Source organism: Vibrio sp. CyArs1, assembly GCF_022432925.1.
GTDB classification, from domain to species: Bacteria; Pseudomonadota; Gammaproteobacteria; order Enterobacterales; family Vibrionaceae; genus Vibrio; species Vibrio mediterranei.
This window is the reverse complement of the sequence record NZ_JAKRBO010000006.1, coordinates 344,166-360,307: the sequence shown is the minus strand read 5'-3', so window position 1 is coordinate 360,307 and position 16,142 is coordinate 344,166. Positions and strand designations below refer to the sequence as shown.

Below are 16,142 nucleotides of genomic sequence, written 5' to 3'. Positions count from 1 at the left end.
TTCTGGAGTTTATGAATGAATAAATCACTATCCCAAAAGATCTTTATAGGTCTATTTGCTGGCCTGCTAATTGGTACAGCGATTCAATACTTATTCGCAGGTGTCAGCATTTTTGACCAATACCTACTTGGCTTTGCTGAAGGTGTGGGCGGCATGTTCGTCTCGCTTATCAAACTGCTTGTTGTTCCACTCGTATACGTTTCTATTGTCTGCGGTATCGTAGAACTTAAAGACATCAACTCTTTTGGCCGTTTAGGCGGTAAAACTTTTGCGCTTTATATTCTTAATACTGTAGTCGCTATCACTTTTGCGTTAACAATCGGTATGATCGTTCAGCCGGGGGCGGGTGCAAACCTTGGTGGTACAGTAGCTCAAGCCGTTGAGATTACGTCAACCACAACCCCTGATATCTTCTCAATGATCACTAATATCGTTCCAAGCAATCCAATTCAGGCGTTTGCAAATGGCGATATGCTGCAAATCATCTTTATGGCAATTTTGACAGGTCTTGCCATCCAAGCATTGGATAAGAAGGGCGGTCCTGCTGTGAATGCGTTCAAAGTAGCGAACGACATCATGATGAAGCTCATTGGTCTAGTCATGGGTCTTGCTCCTTATGGTGTGTTTGCTCTTATGATTCAACTAGGTGCAACTCTAGATGCTGGTACGCTAGCTTCAGTGGCAGGTTATGTGGCACTGGTTGTTGGTATCCTTGTGCTTTGGATTTTTGTTGTGTATCCATTAATGGTGGGCGCAACAACCAAGATGACTCCTTCACAGTTTATTCGTGCGACTCGTGAGCAGGTACTGTTCTCACTATCAACAGCAAGTTCGAACGCTACGATTCCAGTAACGATGCGTACTTTGACTGACAAAATTGGTGTGTCTAAATCGGTAGCTGGTTTTGGTGTTCCACTAGGTGCAACGATGAACATGGCAGGGGCGTCTATTTATATTGCTATCGCAACTATTTTTATCGCTAATGCGTTTGGTCAGCCAATTCAAATGAGCGACTTATTTACACTAGGTTTCACAGTTCTACTACTTTCTATTGGTGCTGGTGGTGTTCCTGGTGGCGGCGTTGTCATGATCGGCGTTATCCTGCACCAACTAGGTTTGCCACCAGAAGGTCTGGCTATTGTTGCTGCAGTTGACCGTATTAATGATATGTTCTGTACAAGTTCTAACGTTGTTGGTGATACTGCAGTTAATACGATTGTAGCGGGTAGCGAAAATGAGCTTGATGTTGAGCAAGGTTCGGAAGCTCAACTTGCTGAAAGCCGTGCTTAATCACGTTATTTAACGATTTGCAAAGCGGAGCCTTAAAAGCTCCGCTTTTTTTATTGATAGTCATGCTTTCAAGAGGTTAGTTGCCCCTTTTATAGACAGTTTTTAATTTCTTCGGCAAAAAACTTAATTTTTTTTACCTTCCTCCCTTGAAAAGCATTTTGCAGCCCTTATTTAAGGTTCATACATAAAACAAACCTATTGCGAGCGGGTGTATTGCCGGCTCAACGCTCCATACCGGAGCTTGCAAACGAAACAATAGAATTTATTCGGAGATAGCCTGATGGGTAAAATCATTGGTATTGACTTAGGTACTACTAACTCTTGTGTTGCTGTTCTAGACGGCGACAAACCACGCGTAATCGAAAATGCTGAAGGTGAGCGTACAACCGCATCGGTTATCGCTTACACAGACGGCGAAACGCTAGTAGGTCAACCTGCGAAACGTCAAGCAGTTACAAACCCAGAGAACACGCTATTTGCAATTAAGCGTCTTATCGGTCGTCGTTTTGAAGACGAAGAAGTTCAGCGTGACATCGAAATCATGCCTTACAAAATCGTTAAGGCTGACAACGGTGATGCATGGGTAGAAGCGAAAGGCCAGCAAATGGCTGCTCCTCAAGTATCTGCTGAAGTACTTAAGAAGATGAAGAAAACTGCTGAAGACTTCCTAGGTGAGGAAGTAACTGGTGCAGTTATCACAGTTCCTGCTTACTTTAACGATGCACAGCGTCAAGCAACGAAAGATGCTGGTCGTATCGCAGGTCTAGAAGTTAAACGTATCATCAACGAACCAACAGCAGCAGCACTTGCTTACGGTCTAGACAAGAAAGGCGGCGACCGCACTATCGCAGTTTACGACCTTGGTGGTGGTACATTCGATATCTCTATCATTGAGATTGACGAAGTTGAAGGCGAGAAGACATTTGAAGTTCTAGCAACTAACGGTGATACACACCTTGGTGGTGAAGACTTCGATAACCGCATGATCAACTACCTAGTTGAAGAGTTCAAGAAAGAGCAAGGCATCGATCTTAAGAACGATCCTCTAGCAATGCAGCGTGTTAAAGAAGCAGCAGAAAAAGCGAAAATCGAGCTTTCTTCTACTTCTCAAACTGACGTAAACCTACCTTACGTTACTGCAGATGCAACTGGTCCTAAGCACATGAACGTAAAAGTGACTCGTGCGAAACTAGAATCTCTAGTTGAAGACCTAGTACAACGTTCTCTTGAGCCACTAAAAGTTGCTCTAGCTGATGCAGACCTATCAGTAAGCGACATCAACGACGTAATCCTAGTTGGTGGTCAAACTCGTATGCCTATGGTTCAAGCGAAAGTGGCCGAGTTCTTCGGTAAAGAAGCTCGCCGTGACGTGAACCCAGATGAAGCAGTAGCAATGGGTGCTGCAGTTCAAGGTGGTGTACTAGCTGGTGATGTGAAAGACGTACTTCTGCTAGACGTTACTCCTCTGTCTCTAGGTATCGAGACTATGGGCGGCGTAATGACTAAGCTAGTTGAGAAGAACACTACTATCCCAACGAAAGCGAACCAAGTTTTCTCTACAGCAGAAGACAACCAGAACGCGGTAACTATCCACGTTCTTCAAGGTGAGCGTAAGCAAGCGATGTACAACAAGTCTCTAGGTCAATTCAACCTAGAAGGCATTCAAGCTGCACCTCGTGGTATGCCTCAAATCGAAGTAACTTTCGACCTAGATGCGGACGGTATCCTACACGTATCTGCGAAAGACAAGTCGACTGGTAAAGAGCAGAAGATCACTATCCAAGCGTCTGGTGGTCTGAGCGATGAAGACATCGAGAAAATGGTTCAAGAAGCAGAAGCTAACAAAGAAGCGGACAAGAAGTTCGAAGAGCTAGCAACTGCACGTAACCAAGCAGACCAAATGATTCACGGTACTCGTAAGCAAGTAGAAGAAGCTGGTGAAGCGCTACCTGCAGAAGAGAAAGAGAAGATCGAAGCAGCAATCACTGAGCTAGAAGAAGCTCGTAAAGGTGAAGACAAAGAAGCAATTGACGCGAAAGTTCAAGCGCTAATGGCAGCGGCTCAGAAGCTAATGGAAATCGCACAACAGCAAGCTCAAGCACAAGGTGCGGGCGCTGAAGCTGGCGAACAGCCTAAGCAAGACGACGATGTTGTTGATGCTGAGTTCGAAGAAGTAAAAGACGAGAAAAAATAATTTCTCGTCTCTATAAAGCCCAATCTCGGCGTCGGAAATGCTCATTTGCGCTTTCTCTATGAAAACTAAGCAAACTGCGCGTTTCCTCCTTGAGCTTGAACTTTATAGCTTAGAGAATTCAGTGAACTGGTTTCTCGAAAAGTGATTTATGCGGGCGTTTGGGGTAACCTTTACGCCCGCAAATTTGTAAAAAGTGAGTTTACGAGAGTCATGTCGCTCTAGATAAGGACACCAATCTTTATCTAGAACGATACAATCCCCAAACAGCGTCGGGCTGTTTGTCGAAGTAATTGGTAACAAGCAATATGTCAAAACGTGATTTTTACGAAGTATTAGGCGTTGATCGTGACGCATCAGAGCGCGACATCAAGAAGGCGTACAAGCGTCTTGCGATGAAGTATCACCCAGATAGAAACCAGGGTGATGAAGCCGCTGCTGAGAAATTCAAAGAAGTAAAAGAAGCGTACGAAATTCTTACCGAGCCGCAAAAGAAAGCGGCTTACGATCAGTATGGTCATGCAGCCTTTGAACAGGGTGGTATGGGCGGTGGCGGCTTTGGTGGCGCTGGTGCTGATTTTGGTGATATCTTCGGTGATGTATTCGGTGATATCTTTGGCGGTGGTCGCCGTGGTGGTGGGAGTCGTGCACAGCGTGGTGCTGATCTACGTTACAACATGGAACTGTCACTGGAAGAAGCGGTTCGTGGTATCTCTAAGGAGATTGAAGTTCCAACGCTCGTTGAGTGTGAGACTTGTGACGGCAGCGGCGCGAAGAAAGGCTCTTCGCCACAAACTTGTGGTACCTGTCATGGACACGGTCAAGTTCAAATGCGTCAAGGCTTCTTTGCGGTTCAGCAAACCTGTCCTACTTGTCATGGCCAAGGTAAGATCATCAAAGACCCTTGTAATAGCTGTCATGGCCAAGGTCGTATTCAGAAGACTAAGACACTTAATGTTAAGATTCCAGCTGGCGTAGATACCGGCGATCGCATTCGTCTATCTGGCGAAGGTGAAGCGGGAGAGCATGGCGCACCAGCAGGTGATTTGTACGTTCAAGTGCACGTGAAAGAGCATCACATCTTTGAACGTGAAGGCAACAACCTATACTGTGAAGTACCTGTGAGCTTTGCTCAAGCGGCATTAGGCGGCGAAGTGGAAGTTCCTACCCTTGATGGTCGTGTAAGCCTTAAAGTGCCAGAAGAAACCCAGACAGGACGAATGTTCCGTATGCGCGGTAAAGGCGTGAAAGGTGTTCGTGGCGGCGGTGTAGGTGACCTTATCGTGAAGCTTGTAGTTGAAACACCAGTTAAGCTAAGTTCTCGTCAAAAAGAGCTACTACGTGAATTTGAAGAGTCATGCGGTGGTGATGCTGCTAATAAGCATAAGCCTAAATCAGAAGGTTTCTTCAATGGCGTTAAAAAGTTCTTTGATGATCTAACAAGTTAAGATTATTCAAACTATTACTAAAGCTCGCGACCAGTCGCGAGCTTTTTTATTGCCCCCAACACGCTGCAGGGGTGGTCACACCTAAGGCGTTTAATGTCATCGACTTATCATCATCCAGACAGCTATCTTTCGTTTGTTGTTGTGATGATTGAGCCGTTGCCTTAATGATGTAGGCAACGGTGCTGCCAGCAGTTATTTCAAACCGATATCGCGTCGTTTGTGAGTCACAGATCGAACAAGTGCCGGCAGAAACGATTTGTTCGAAATGATAGCCGTTGTCATAGCGGCGTTCTAGTTCGTGTTGAATAGCGAGCATATCGCTCAGCGCTACCATACGATGACTCTTCCTAACTTGTTGCAGGTAACTTGGGTAAGCAATACCTGTGATTACTGCAAGTATGGCTAAAGTAATAGCAACCTCGACCAAGGTTAAACCACGTTGAAGTCTGTTACTTTTATTGCATTTCATTTTTCTCCTTAGCCCTAAATAACTCATTTCATTTACTTTAATAGTTTTCGTGGCTGCTAGATTTAACGCAAGTCTTAGTCGTCATTTGTAGGTGGTTTCATTCTTTTTTGGGAAAGATCTCGCGGCTTCTCACTCCTTGAGTTGGTTATTGCAATAGCGGTTCTTGGTGCTCTGCTTTCTGCTGTAGCTCCTACCTTTCAAGACGCTTCTAAGAAACTCAAAGTAACGCGAGCCGCTAATGAGCTATATGCTCTGTTAATGCAAACAAAGGCCGAGTCAATTGCACAGAACACCCCGTTATGGGTTCATTTTTCGGGGTTCTCAGAGCATCTAGAAACGGAGTACTGGAGTGTTGAAGTGACGAATCGTGTTGATATTAATGATCCCGATGCCAGGTTGTTAAGGCAAATAAAAGGCGAGGTGTTTAAAGGCATTGGATTATCACTCAATCATTCTAACCATCGGATTAAGTTTGATAACTTGACGGGAATGGCACTGTCTAATGGCACTATCAAATTACAGCCCTACAGTGATGAGGAGTCTTATATCAATATTCGGACTCACAGTGTTTCTGGTCGAGTGATTGTATGTGATGTTGGCGAGATCCAGTTTGGCTTTGGAGCCTGTCCTAAATGAGAAGTGCCCATAATCTTGTACGTGGAGTCATGTTGATAGAGCTTGTCATTGCAATGGCTCTGAGTACGCTAGTGCTATCGGCACTTGTAACCTTCTACATGTCTATCCAACGTCATGTTATCGAGCGCTCGCAGTTACTTATTCTTCAGCAAGCACTGTCAACAACAGCACGGCGAATTCAAAATGACCTTATACGCTCTGGTGCAAATGGCATTAATAATGCGACGCTGAATCCTCAAGGTTCAACACAAACTGTATACGTATCTAACAATGGCATGTCGGTTCAATATGCTTATTGGGATGACAGAGACTCCAGTGTGACCAAACCAATTGAAAATGTAGTGTGGCAATTTGATGCTGATAACCAAAAACTGAAGATTTGCCGTTCAGTTTCAAGTTTGGCATCGGGTGCAAGAGACATTAGTTTTTCCTCCATCTCGGGATGTACGTCCGTATTCGAACCAAACTTGGTGGCGATTTCACGCTTCGAGCTAATAAGCGGTGACGTGGGCTCGTCGAGTAGTACCAATCAGTACCTTAAATTGGAGATGGAAGGACACTTAAGAGCAAAACCTTCTGTCATCGCATCCATTTATCGAGACTTCATGGTAAGGAATGGTCAATGAGAGTCAGATATCAGTTAGGAGCGATCACTTTAATGATGACTTCAATATTGCTGAGTTTGGCTTTGATGTTGTTTATTGGTATGTATAAGACGACATTTTACGAGATCAAGCGTGCACAAAACGAAATTACCTCTCGAAAGTCTTTCTGGCTCGCTGAAGGTGGGGTGGAATGCGCAATCGCTCAGTATTTCCCTTCGCAGAAAATCCCTGCAAGCATTCAGGTTTGCGATGACACATTATCCGTGACAACAAAATTGTGGTCAGACAGCATAACTGGTGATGTATTGGCTTCAGCGACATCAGGAAACCAGACTATCAGCCGGCGTTTTGCTTCAGCAACTTCCAAATTAAAGTCAGGGGCAATACAAACTTCTGCAAGTATTAAAATCAAATCGTCCTTGGTGATCAATACGCCAGATCCTGGTATGGAAGTGGATGAAGGCTGGGAATGTGCGGCATTTCGCTTCAAAGGTCACCTTTCAGTAAAAGGTTCATTAATTAATCGCGGATTGAGTGATGGTCCAGTGCCTAGTGAAGAGTTTATGAGTCATAAGAAGTGTTTGCAGGAGCACTTAACTACTGTCGTCGGTGATTGCAGCTCTTCTTCAAATCCCAAATGTTTTGCTAACGATTTTGTTCAAGACGACCAGTTTAGCGTATTCGAAGATTTTTTTGGTGTTCCTCGTCATCAACATGATGCAGTGAGAACCAACGGCATGTTTAGAGAGATTAACCTAGAAACTCAAACGGCAGAAGGCCTTTGGGAACGAAAAAACTGTGGAGAAGAGATACTCCAGCAGCTCCGACAGAATAACTTACATCTTTGGATAAATGGCTCATGTGTCATATCGGATGATTACTTAGCAGATATTAAAGTGCTATCGGAAGCGAGTGACGGCATTACGTTACTAGTTCATGAAGGTATATTTGCGATACAAGGCGCAGCAAGCATTAAAGGTGTTTTGTTTCATTTCAATCAAGACTTTGAACCTTCAATTGAGCAATGGCAACAGTTAGGAATAAGCGACAGTATTACGACACACTTTCCTGAAGATCAATCACTTGCGGCTTATTACCAAGACGGCAGTTTTATGATTACTGGAGGCGCATTTTTTGATTACTCCAATGTAGAACATCTTGCATTATTCCGAGATTCCTTAAGCTTTCAATACAATCATGATGTCATCACTCATTCTAGTTCTTCATCCTCCAGTTACCTATGGAAGAAGGGGGCGTGGCGTGATTTTTAAACAGAGTGGCATCAGCATCATTGAAGTGTTAGTCGCATTGTGCCTTTTTGGAATTAGTGCGTTAGGTCTGGCGAAAATGCAAGTCGACATGGAGCAGCGCTCAGATTTTGCTTATCGAAGTACTCAAGCGCTAGCATTAGCGGAATCAAAGCTAGAGTGGTTTCGAACTCGCGGGGCTGACTCCTCAGTTTCCAATCGAGTTGTTGCAGATTATATGACGGATATTGTTGACGGACAGGACCACTCACATCCAGTGTTTGATGTTAAGTGGACTGTCTCGAAAGTAGCTCTGAATGGAAGCATCAAGACGGTTGAGGTTGAAGTATTTTGGGTTGATCGATTGGGAGTGAAACGCAATGTTGCTCTGGTTACTCAGATTTCCCGCTGTAGTGAGTTTGACTAATTCTCTTGCCTCTATCGTGTCATTTTTCCATTAAGTAAATGAACTGAGAGTCATAGCCAAGGTTTGCGTTATTGTCGCAAGCATTAGGCGCTTAGATGATGGTGAAAATATAAGCTATGTTTATATAATCGGGTCTTTTGCGTGCTAGTTAGATAATTGTTTTGCATTTGTGCATTAACATGTTGGTTAAATGTTATGTTAGTCGGTGTTTTTTGCAAAATAAGTCTACAAATATGGAAAAAGTTCCAAATTATCTACTCTTTTCATCTTTTTTAAATAAAATGGTCACGCAAATATAATCTTCTCGCCTCGCGCGATGAGACCAACAAATAACAACATCACACACGGAGTTACCATGAGTAACCATTCTATTAATCAAGCGCCAGCTCCAAAGCCGAGTGGAATGGATCGCTTTTTAAACTTTATTGAGAAAGCAGGTAACAAGATCCCAGATCCTGCTATCCTTTTCTTCTGGGCACTGGTTATTGTTTGGGTTGCGTCAGCACTTTTATCTAACGTCAGTTTTGATCTGATTAACCCACGTACAGGTACTGCACTAGAAGTTAATAACCTACTTACTGGTGAAGCACTGGCTAGCTTTTTAGCTAATATGGTGACAACCTTCACTGGCTTTGCGCCGTTAGGTATCGTTCTTGTTGCGATGCTAGGTGTTGGTGTTGCTGACTCTTCAGGCTTTATTACTACAGGCCTTAAGAAGATGCTTAACTTCACACCAGCTAAGCTACTAACACCAATGCTAATTCTTGTTGCTATTGTCTCGCACACAGCAGCAGATGCAGGTTATGTACTGGTTATTCCTCTAGGAGGTATCATCTTCCACGCAGCCGGCCGTCACCCATTAGCGGGTATTGCAGCAGCATTTGCTGGTGTATCTGGTGGTTTCTCTGCGAACTTTATCCCTTCTGGTATCGACCCACTACTTGCTGGTTTCACGCAGACATCTGCTCAAGTTCTTGATCCTGAGTACATCGTTAACCCTCTAGCAAACATTTTCTTCACTGGTCTATCTTCAGTGATTATTGTTGCTATCGGTTGGTACGTTACAGAGAAAATCATCGAACCGCGTCTTGCGAATACACCTGTAGATGAAGATGCAGAAGAAGCACCTGACCTAGGTACATTTACTGAGACAGAATCTAAAGCGTTCCGCGCTGCTGGTTGGTCAATGGTTGCTGGTATCGCGCTATTAATCGCAGCGATCATTCCTGAGACATCGGCACTGCGTTCACCTGAAGGTGAGATCACTGCGTTCTCTGCGCCATTAATGAAGTCGATTGTTCCTCTAATCTTCATTCTATTTATCATCCCTGGTTACGTATATGGACGTGTTTCTGGCACATTCAAGAACAGCAATGATGTAATCAAAGCGATGTCTGACACAATGGCGACAATGGGTGCGTACATCGTAATGTCATTCTTCTGTGCACAGTTCCTAGCTGCGTTTGGTCAATCAAACATTGGTACTATGCTAGCGCTTTATGGTGCAGAAGGTCTGAAAGCGATGAACCTTCCTGGTGAAGCGACGATTGTTGGTATGATTCTGCTAACAGCGTGTGTAAACCTGCTTGTTGGTTCTGCATCTGCGAAATGGGCACTGATTGGTCCTATCCTTGTTCCAATGCTAATGGCAGTAGGTATCTCTCCTGAGCTATCTCAAGCGGCATACCGTGTAGGTGATTCTGTTTCTAACATCATTTCACCACTAATGGTATTCTTCCCTCTAGTTGTGGTTTACTGCCAACGCTACGTTAAGTCGACGGGTATCGGTACGCTTGCGTCACTAATGATGCCGTTCTCTATTGCAATGCTAATTGGTTGGACAATCTTCTTGCTAGCTTACTGGGCACTAGGTATCCCTCTAGGTATCCAAGCGCCATACACTTATACAATGTAAGTTGGTAGACAGTTAGAACAAAGCCCACCCTTTCTATAAAGGGCGGGCTTTTTAGTTTAAGTAATAGCTAAAACTTAGTCTTTCAAGAATCCAGCATGAAAGCGTAAGTGATCTTCAATAAAACTCTGAATGAAGAAATAGCTGTGGTCATAACCAGGCTGCATACGAAGCTTTATATCACTACCAGAAATTTCTGCCGCAGCTAACAACAGCTCTGGCTTTAGCTGCTCTTGTAGGAATCCGTCGTCTTCCCCTTGGTCTACTAAAATTGGCAGCGTTGCCATCTTAGCTTTAAGCAACTCAGCACTGTCATACTGTTTCCAGTCATCCGTATTGTTACCAAGGTACTGACTCAGTGCTTTTTGGCCCCAAGGGCAGTTCATTGGATTACTGATTGGGCTAAATGCCGAAATAGAGCGATATCTATCACTGTTCTTTAATCCAATCGTTAGCGCGCCATGTCCGCCCATGCTGTGTCCAGAAATGGATCGAACCTGTGTGACAGGGAAGTGCTGTTCGATAAGTGATGGCAACTCATCGACGACATAGTTGTACATTTGGTAGTGTTGATTCCAGGGTGCTTGTGTGGCATTTACATAGAACCCAGCGCCTAAGCCGAAGTCGTATGCACCTTCGGCATCATCAGGTACATCTTCACCGCGAGGGCTAGTATCAGGTGCGACAATGGCAATACCGAGTTTTGCCGCCATGCGGAAAGCGCCTGCTTTTTGCATGAAGTTTTCGTCGGTGCAGGTTAAACCTGAAAGCCAGTAGAGGACGGGGACTGGATTATCAGCACTCGCTTCTGGTGGTAAATAGATGGCAAATCTCATCTGGCAGCTTAATGCCGAAGATTGGTGATGGTATTGTTTGTGCCACCCACCAAATACTTTGGCTTGGCTTACATTTTCTATGGTCATTCTATCAACCCAATTTAAAAGCAAGGGCTCTAGTACACTAGAGCCCTGAATCATTAATAGTGAATAACGGTACGAATACTTTCGCCTTTGTGCATTAATTCGAATGCTTCGTTAATATCTTCCAGTGGCATGGTATGAGTGATGAACTCTTGTAAGCCGAACTCACCTGCCATGTAACGGTTAACGATTTCTGGTAGTTCACTACGGCCTTTAACACCACCGAAAGCACTACCACGCCATACGCGACCAGTCACGAGTTGGAACGGACGAGTTGAGATCTCTTGACCTGCACCCGCTACGCCGATGATAACGGATTCACCCCAACCTTTGTGGCAGCACTCAAGTGCTTGACGCATCACGTTTACGTTGCCGATACATTCGAAAGAGTAATCAACACCACCATCTGTCATCTCAATAATTACTTCTTGAATTGGCTTATCGAATTTTTGTGGATTGATCACGTCAGTCGCGCCAAGTTGCTGAGCAAGCTCGAATTTGCTTTCATTGATGTCAACACCAATGATTTTGCTAGCGCCAGCCATACGAGCACCAATGATAGCTGATAGCCCGATGCCACCAAGACCGAAGATAGCAACAGTGGCGCCTTTCTCCACTTTTGCTGTGTTCAGTACCGCACCCATACCGGTAGTAACACCACAACCAAGTAAACATACTTCCTCTAGAGGCGCTTCTTTGTTTACTTTAGCCAGAGAAATTTCTGGTAGTACGGTGTATTCAGAGAAAGTTGAACAACCCATGTAGTGGTAAATCGGTTGACCGTCTTTGTAGAAACGAGTCGTACCATCTGGCATCAGACCTTTACCTTGAGTCTCACGAACTGCTTGGCAAAGGTTAGTTTTACCTGATTTACAGAACTTACATTCGCCACATTCTGCTGTGTAAAGTGGAATAACATGGTCGCCAACTTCAACACTTGTTACACCTTCACCAACCATTTCTACAATGCCGCCACCTTCGTGGCCAAGAATGCTTGGGAAAATACCTTCTGGATCATCGCCAGATAGAGTGAATGCATCGGTGTGACATACGCCAGTAGCAACGATTTTTACGAGTACTTCACCAGCTTTTGGAAGCATTACATCCACTTCTTCCATTTTAAGTGGTTGGTTAGGGCCCCAAGCAACAGCAGCACTTGATTTGATAAATTGTTCAGTCATGGTTATTCCTTATTATTACAAGGTCACAAAATTAACTAACGGCTAACTTGAGTAAGACTAGTTCACTTCACGCCGTTTGCATCAGATGGGACTAGTATATTTATTTCTTAAATAATGATAATTAGCATAAATTGAAATACACTATTACATGAAAGTAATAGTGAGGGTTGAAATGGCAAATTGGGAAGGGATCAATGAGTTTGTAGCAGTGGTAGAAACGCAGAGTTTTACTGGTGCAGCAGACAGGTTGGCAACATCAGTAGCCAATATTAGTCGCAGAGTGAATGCGTTGGAGGAAAAGCTCGGCGTAAAGCTATTTGTTAGAACTACTCGCAAGGTTTCAGTAACGGAAGTGGGGGCGACTTACTATCAACACTGTAAACCTCTTGTTGATGGACTAGCGTTGGCAGAATTAGCGATTACTCAGTTGCAATCGACGCCTAAGGGTAAAATAAAGATGACGGCGCCAGTCACCTTTGGTGAGCAAGTTCTTGCTCCGTTGATGCACGAGTTTCTGTTGATACACCCACAAATTGAACTGGACTTGATTCTGTCTAACCAGAAAATGAACTTGGTGGAAGAAGGATTTGACCTAGCCGTTCGTCTTGGTCGACTCGAAGACTCTTCTATGATGGCCAGAAAACTACTCGACCGTCATATGTTTGTGTGTGCAAGTCCAACCTACCTTGAAAACCATGGTGAGCCTCACACTCTGTCGGAATTGAAAAGGCATAGCTGTTTACGAGGTTCAACAAAGTACTGGCGTTTCGATGAAAAAGGGTCTGAGCGTCTTATTCACGTTGAAGGTCGAGTTCAATGCAACAGTGGTTATGCGCTCGTTGATGCGGCTTTAAAAGGATTAGGCATAGTGCAACTTCCTGATTACTATGTGCAGCCGTATTTGGAAGCTGGGGAGCTGGTGGAAGTGCTGACTCCATATCGAGGTGATCGTGAGGGTATTTGGGCATTGTATCCACAGAACCGAATGCTCACTTCGAAAGTTCGAACGTTAATTGATTACTTATCAGAAGCATTAAGCCGAGAAAAACATGACTGATGAACAAATGACCTTTGAGTTTAATGATGAAGACCGTCATTTTATGCAACGCGCGATGGAGTTGGCGAATCATGCTGAATCTGAAGGGGAAGTGCCTGTTGGAGCGGTATTAGTCAGAGGTGGGGAGATTATCGCTGAAGGATGGAATCAATCTATCGGTAATCACGACGCGACGGCGCATGCTGAGATGCAAGTGATTCGTAAAGCAGGCCAGAGCCTAGAAAACTATCGACTGCTGGATACGACATTGTATGTAACGCTAGAGCCATGTCCAATGTGCGCTGGAGCTCTGCTGCATAGTCGTGTAAAGCGGATTGTATTCGGTGCACCTGATTTAAAAGCTGGCGCAGCAGGGACGGTATTAAACTTGTTTGAGAGCCAAGCATCGTATCACTACGCCGATGTTGAATCTGGGTTATTAGAAGCGGAATGTCGTCATCAATTGCAGGCATTTTTCAAACGCAGACGCAAAGAAATAAAACAAAAGAAGCAAGAGAAGCGTGATGAACAGATGAAGGGTGAGGAGTAATTTTTAGCAAACATCTGCTGGGCAGATGTTTGCTGTCTGTGCTTTATGGAGTGAGTAACTGCATAAAAGCTCGGTGACGCCAAATAACTTTCTTTTTATTATTGGCCATTTTTCTTTTGCGGCGGTTTGCTGCCACCGTCTTATTAAGGTGTTTAGATTGCATTCTTTTCCTTGCAAGCATAAAACTACCTCCTATCACGAAAGATAAACCTCTCCGATCTGTATCTAGACACAATCATTGCGTAATAGATTTCCTTATCAATGGATCGATGCCGGAGTACGAAACACAATCCACCGCCCAACCTTGTCGTAGGGTGATTTCGATTATGCTGAGTATTTGCAGAGGGCACGACAGTACCTTGCGATAGAAGAGATTATCTCGCCAAGCGAAGCGTTGGCGAATGATCAATCTCAAAGTTTAATGTAAGGGCTTGAGAATAAGATTTCAAGTATGCGATATACGATCACATTCGCATACTTGAAGATTCCTGATAGTTAACGTCCTGAGTGTCCAGTTTTCTGTGCTGACGTTGAGCTAACCGCTCCTTGCTCTGACGCGACAGCGCCGGATACTGGAGGCAGGGCTGGGATGACGATTAAGTCTTCAGTACTGATTTCTTTATCAGCCTCAACGGCTATCTGTTTGTCGATATGACCAATAATGCTTTGATAGTAGCGACGAATATTCTCGACATAATTTCTTGCTTCATCACCGCGAGCATAGCCGTAACGTGTCTGGCTGTAATATTTCTTTTGACGTAATAACGGTAAACGATCTTTCACATCCGCCCAAGCATCAGGATCACCACCCTGTCGTTTTGTCAGGCGTCTTGCGTCCATCATATGACCGAAACCGACGTTATAAGAGGCGAGGGCAAACCAGATTTTCTCATGTTCCGCGATAGAATCTGGAACACGATCAACAATTCGCCTTAAGTACTCCACACCACCACGAACAGACTGTTCTGGATCCAAGCGGTTGGTAACACCAACACTTTTCGCCGTCGGTAATGTAAGCATCATCATACCGCGAACACCTGTTGGCGATTTAGCCACAGGATTCCAGTGAGACTCTTGATAGGCAAGAGCCGCGATTAAGCGCCAATCAAATTCGTTCGAATATTTCTTGAAGAGAGGCGACCACTTAGGCAATTTGCCATCTAAAGCACGAATAAACGCGCGAGTATCGACGTAGTCGAAGACACCAATGTGTCCGATATACTTCTCTTCTAAATTCGCCAGCTCACCTGTCTGTTTCAAGCGGCCAAAGAATTCGATCAATAACGCGTACAAACTCTCATCTTCTGACTTTCGCATATACCAAGAGATCGGTTGATCTTCGGTCATTTCAAACGCCAATGCGAGATCAGGATAAATTCGTTGAGAAAGTGACAGTTCCACAGAGTCTGCCATGGTGAATTTAAGTTGGCCTTCAGAAACCTGCTTTAGTAGGTCATTGACGTCAGCATTAGCATCAATGTAGTAGCGGAACTCAGGGTTCTGGTTAGCGACATTCGCTAGTGTTTGCTCAAAGTGAGAGTCTTTTACTATCGCAAAGACCTCTTCACCATCGGCTTTATCGATTAACTCTTGCTGGTTGTTTAATAATTGCTCTAAGTTTCTTGGTCGCCATTGACCCTTCTTATAGACCACCTGTTGGCTTACGTAGTAATAGGCAGGGCCTGCACGAAAGTGCTTGATACGCTCTGGAGATTGGCTTAGTCCGGCGGCGATAATATCGATTTCACCTTTTTGCAAAGCTGGAAATAGACTTGCTTGGCGGTAAGCGGGTTTCATTTCCAACCGCACACCCAGTTCGTCGGCAAACTGTCTTGCAAGCTCGTAGTCCAAGCCAGTTGGACCATCAGGGCCAATGTAATAAGAGAGTTGATTATTGAGTGTACCGACACGAAGGACACCGCGCTCTTTAATGTTCTCTAGTTCACTTTTGGGATCAGAGTCGATTTGGCAGCCTGCCATTCCAAGCGTTAACAGACAAACGGATAGTAATTTGAGCCAGCGTAAATTTAACCAATAAACAGCAGATGGATTTTGCATTAATTCATTTATCTCACAACGATAGTGCTGCCTTTATACCAAAGCTAGCGAGCTTGGCAAAGCAAGAAGGCATAAACACCCGAGAGTGGTCACTTTATCACCATGACGATATCGTTTGCTGCAGATCTAAAAAAAATGACGAAAACGTTTGCGTTAGCGGTTACGTCACAAA

14 protein-coding genes are annotated in these 16,142 nt (G+C 44.4%); 10 read left to right on the top strand and 4 right to left on the bottom strand.

Annotated elements, in window-relative coordinates; translation table 11 throughout:
• Positions 1 to 15: 15 nt before the first annotated feature.
• The 3 genes from MMA19_RS19115 (at position 16) to dnaJ (ending at position 4,929) form a co-directional block, all read left to right on the top strand.
• Positions 16 to 1,290: a dicarboxylate/amino acid:cation symporter gene (locus tag MMA19_RS19115; protein ID WP_240206972.1), complete on the top strand. Its 1,275-nt coding sequence runs from the start codon at positions 16 to 18 to the stop codon at positions 1,288 to 1,290.
• 280 nt (positions 1,291 to 1,570) lie between these two features.
• Positions 1,571 to 3,484, top strand: a complete 1,914-nt coding sequence (dnaK, locus tag MMA19_RS19110; RefSeq protein ID WP_103881154.1) for a molecular chaperone DnaK — start codon at positions 1,571 to 1,573, stop codon at positions 3,482 to 3,484.
• Between the two features lie 305 nt (positions 3,485 to 3,789).
• The gene (gene dnaJ / locus MMA19_RS19105) at positions 3,790 to 4,929 is read left to right on the top strand and encodes a molecular chaperone DnaJ (RefSeq protein ID WP_006072513.1); all 1,140 of its coding nucleotides are present in this window, start codon (positions 3,790 to 3,792) and stop codon (positions 4,927 to 4,929) included.
• Positions 4,930 to 4,975: 46 nt separating this feature from the next.
• Here dnaJ and MMA19_RS19100 read toward each other — a convergent pair whose 3' ends face one another.
• Positions 4,976 to 5,398 carry a type IV pilin protein gene (locus tag MMA19_RS19100; protein ID WP_240206971.1) on the bottom strand — a complete coding sequence of 141 codons (423 nt, stop codon included), beginning with the start codon at positions 5,396 to 5,398 and terminating at the stop codon, positions 4,976 to 4,978.
• A 99-nt stretch (positions 5,399 to 5,497) separates the two neighbouring features.
• On the opposite strand from MMA19_RS19100, the gene MMA19_RS19095 reads away from it, so the two are divergent.
• The 5 genes from MMA19_RS19095 to MMA19_RS19075 all read left to right on the top strand — a co-directional run bounded on the left by MMA19_RS19095 (position 5,498) and on the right by MMA19_RS19075 (position 10,228).
• Positions 5,498 to 6,034: a GspH/FimT family pseudopilin gene (locus MMA19_RS19095; protein WP_261359916.1), complete on the top strand. Its 537-nt coding sequence runs from the start codon at positions 5,498 to 5,500 to the stop codon at positions 6,032 to 6,034.
• Positions 6,031 to 6,660: a hypothetical protein gene (locus MMA19_RS19090; RefSeq protein WP_240206969.1), complete on the top strand. Its 630-nt coding sequence runs from the start codon at positions 6,031 to 6,033 to the stop codon at positions 6,658 to 6,660. The genes MMA19_RS19095 and MMA19_RS19090 overlap by 4 nt, the downstream gene beginning before the upstream one ends.
• Positions 6,657 to 7,910, top strand: coding sequence for a hypothetical protein (locus tag MMA19_RS19085; RefSeq protein ID WP_240206968.1), 1,254 nt, complete (start codon positions 6,657 to 6,659; stop codon positions 7,908 to 7,910). The genes MMA19_RS19090 and MMA19_RS19085 overlap by 4 nt, the downstream gene beginning before the upstream one ends.
• Entirely contained in the window at positions 7,900 to 8,313 is a 414-nt protein-coding gene (locus tag MMA19_RS19080; RefSeq protein WP_240206967.1) for a type IV pilin, read from the top strand. Before MMA19_RS19085 ends, MMA19_RS19080 begins: the two co-directional genes overlap by 11 nt.
• A gap of 355 nt (positions 8,314 to 8,668) precedes the next feature.
• Positions 8,669 to 10,228, top strand: coding sequence for an AbgT family transporter (locus MMA19_RS19075; protein WP_240206966.1), 1,560 nt, complete (start codon positions 8,669 to 8,671; stop codon positions 10,226 to 10,228).
• A gap of 74 nt (positions 10,229 to 10,302) precedes the next feature.
• Here MMA19_RS19075 and fghA read toward each other — a convergent pair whose 3' ends face one another.
• Together fghA and MMA19_RS19065 are read right to left on the bottom strand one after the other, a co-directional pair.
• Positions 10,303 to 11,148 (bottom strand): S-formylglutathione hydrolase, encoded by an 846-nt coding sequence (gene fghA / locus MMA19_RS19070; protein WP_038228008.1) that lies wholly within the window; start codon positions 11,146 to 11,148, stop codon positions 10,303 to 10,305.
• Positions 11,149 to 11,201: 53 nt separating this feature from the next.
• The gene (locus tag MMA19_RS19065; RefSeq protein ID WP_240206965.1) at positions 11,202 to 12,326 is read right to left on the bottom strand and encodes an S-(hydroxymethyl)glutathione dehydrogenase/class III alcohol dehydrogenase; all 1,125 of its coding nucleotides are present in this window, start codon (positions 12,324 to 12,326) and stop codon (positions 11,202 to 11,204) included.
• A 172-nt stretch (positions 12,327 to 12,498) separates the two neighbouring features.
• Between MMA19_RS19065 and MMA19_RS19060 the strand changes: the two genes are divergently transcribed.
• Positions 12,499 to 13,383, top strand: coding sequence for a LysR family transcriptional regulator (locus tag MMA19_RS19060; RefSeq protein WP_006072497.1), 885 nt, complete (start codon positions 12,499 to 12,501; stop codon positions 13,381 to 13,383).
• Complete coding sequence (tadA, locus tag MMA19_RS19055; RefSeq protein WP_038227919.1) at positions 13,376 to 13,912, top strand: tRNA adenosine(34) deaminase TadA; 537 nt, start codon at positions 13,376 to 13,378, stop codon at positions 13,910 to 13,912. The genes MMA19_RS19060 and tadA overlap by 8 nt, the downstream gene beginning before the upstream one ends.
• A gap of 495 nt (positions 13,913 to 14,407) precedes the next feature.
• Here tadA and mltF read toward each other — a convergent pair whose 3' ends face one another.
• A complete protein-coding gene (mltF, locus tag MMA19_RS19050) occupies positions 14,408 to 15,970 on the bottom strand; it encodes a membrane-bound lytic murein transglycosylase MltF (RefSeq protein ID WP_261359915.1) in 1,563 nt (520 codons plus the stop codon).
• Positions 15,971 to 16,142: the final 172 nt, after the last annotated feature.